This is a genomic window from Subsaximicrobium wynnwilliamsii (genome assembly GCF_007997225.1).
GTDB lineage: Bacteria > Bacteroidota > Bacteroidia > Flavobacteriales > Flavobacteriaceae > Psychroserpens > Psychroserpens wynnwilliamsii.
Genome location: NZ_VORM01000071.1, coordinates 1 through 2310, shown reverse-complemented (window position 1 = coordinate 2310; position 2310 = coordinate 1). Strand labels below are relative to the sequence as shown.

Sequence of the window (2310 nt, the reverse complement as noted above, 5' to 3'; positions counted from 1 at the left end):
TTTTTTAAACATGGTATTGGATTTAAAATTTAGCTACAAATTAATAAATCTATTACATTTACAGCAAGAACATCCAATCGGAACGGTTCAGGCGGGCTTCCGACCGGTAGGGAGGATTCGTTCAACACCGTGTATAAGCCATTGCTGGGCCTGTGCTTATCTGGAAAATTCTTGGGAATTTTCCAGCGGAGTTTTGTATCTTTAATGGTTCGTGTGTGAGACACGCAACGGTCCATACACAACAACGTTGTATGCAATTAAAGACAGTACTTTATCTGTAATTATTAGAATGTTAAAAATTACGACTACAAAAACAAATAGTTATTCCCTAAATAGTTAAAAACCTTAATGATAAAATTAGAAAGTAAAAAGCTATACTGATAATATTGAATTATGAACAAATCTCAAAAATTAAATTCTGCTGCTACTTTGTATATCTTGATTACTTTAACAATGTTTTCATTACAAACATCCGTATTTGCCCAAGGAAACGAAAAACTTGATTATATAGTACTATATGTTGGAGATACTTTACATGGTAAAGTGCAATACATAGATGAAGGAATACCTCGAGAATTTTATAAAAAAATAAGGCTAACAACCAGTGACGGAAAAGGAAAAAAATACAAGAGGAAAAATGTTGCTTCCTTTAGAGTAACTAACATTACCTATGAAAGCTTTTGGCTAAGCCAAACGTCTCAAAGATTTAGTTTAGTCAACCCTAAATATAATATTGACCATAATAATGGCGAACAGTATTTCTTGAAAGTTGTAAGCAAAGGAAATCTTAACCACTACGAATTAGAATGGATTGAACAAGGAGATACGGCATTGAGGTCCATGGCTTTACTAAAAAAAGAAGAAGACCCTTTTTTCATTAGAGCAGATCAAGGAGTGATTAGATTGAAAAGAAAAGTGTTATTGGATTATTTTTCCAACTGCCCAAGAATCATAGAAGCAATTAATCAAAAACAAATAAAAGATGTTTGGCAGGTAGTTGATTTTTATAACAAGAATTGTATTGATTAACCTGTTGTAGTTGCAACTGCATACAACAATGTATATAAAAAATAGGCTAAATAGTAGTAAAATTAAGGCTTGTGGCTCGTATTAAACTTTGTGCTTAACCGAAAGTTTAGTGCTTCGAAATCGCCTACTTTTCATATACTAACCGTTGTGCGTCATATAAGAAAAATTGTGCTGAAATTGAAGATTAAACGGATTCGAACGCTGAAAAAAATTAAAAATTGAATCCGAAATTAAAACTAAAAAAATCATTGCGCCGAATTTAACACTCAAAACGGACAAATTTATTTCCTCGCTTTCCAATGTTAAGTCGCATAACAGGAAAAACCGAGCTTACCTCAAGGCAATTGCTGATTATTTTTAATAGCATTGCGCAGAAATTTACTCTCGCGGAAAAAACAGCGGAAAGGAATCGAATTTTTTTTTGGTTTTTTAGGGTTAAAATCGAAAAGCAATGCCGACCGACAAAAAACACAAAGCGGAAAATTATTGCGCCGAAATTAAATAGAAATTACCAAAGAAGTTTAACCGAAATTATTAAATTAGAACTTTATAAAAACAAAACGTCGGAATCAAATCAGTCGTAAAAAACAGAGCGTGGGAATAGATAAATACGACGCACAACACCGTGTATAGGCCATTGCTGGGTCTGTGCTTTTCTGGAATATTATCGGATAAACCCAAAGTTTGTCTATATTTGGATTGGTTCGTGTGTGAGACACGCAACGGTCCATACACATAAACGTTGTGAAAAATGGCGGAATTCACTCATAACTAGACAATCGAAACTCAAAAAAGCTTTTCTTTTTACGGTCGCGGAATTTTTTTCGATTTCTAATCCAGTCCCATAAATGAAAAACGGAATTACAAAATCAGACAAGTTTGCGGAATCTTGAATTGTTCAAATCCACTCTGAATAAAATCGTCTTGCGGAATTGCTCACTCATACGGAATTTTACACTCGGGCGGAATCACAAAGTTCACGGATTTTGGGAACGGCGGAACTCACTCAATCGCACTATCTCAGGTAGAGCAACAACAAAACACGATAATTCCAGGCCACTTTTCACAACATCGCGTATAATTAATTGCTTGGCCTGTTCTTCTTCCGAAAATCCTCGTGGATGCCCAAGTTCGTTTTTATTTGCTAAATTAGCGCTTGAGACACGCAACTAATCATACTCAAGAGCGTTGTAAAAAATGGCGGAATTCACTCATAACTAGACAATCGGAATTCAAAAAACTATTCCTTTCACGGTCGCGGAATTTTTATTTCGGATTTCT

General features: G+C 34.6%; 2 protein-coding genes. Both read left to right on the top strand.

The window, feature by feature from the left end:
- The coding region (locus tag ESY88_RS21600) for a hypothetical protein (protein ID WP_223270915.1) at positions 1-205 on the top strand (205 nt) is incomplete at its 5' end.
- A 188-nt stretch (positions 206-393) separates the two neighbouring features.
- The gene (locus ESY88_RS20480) at positions 394-1029 is read left to right on the top strand and encodes a hypothetical protein (RefSeq protein ID WP_147088555.1); all 636 of its coding nucleotides are present in this window, start codon (positions 394-396) and stop codon (positions 1027-1029) included.
- Positions 1030-2310: the final 1281 nt, after the last annotated feature.

What these genes read in the sequence shown, in the direction of transcription:
- ESY88_RS20480 (WP_147088555.1), top strand. Translation starts at nt 394, where the DNA reads ATGAACAAATCTCAAAAATTAAATTCTGCTGCTACTTTGTATATCTTG.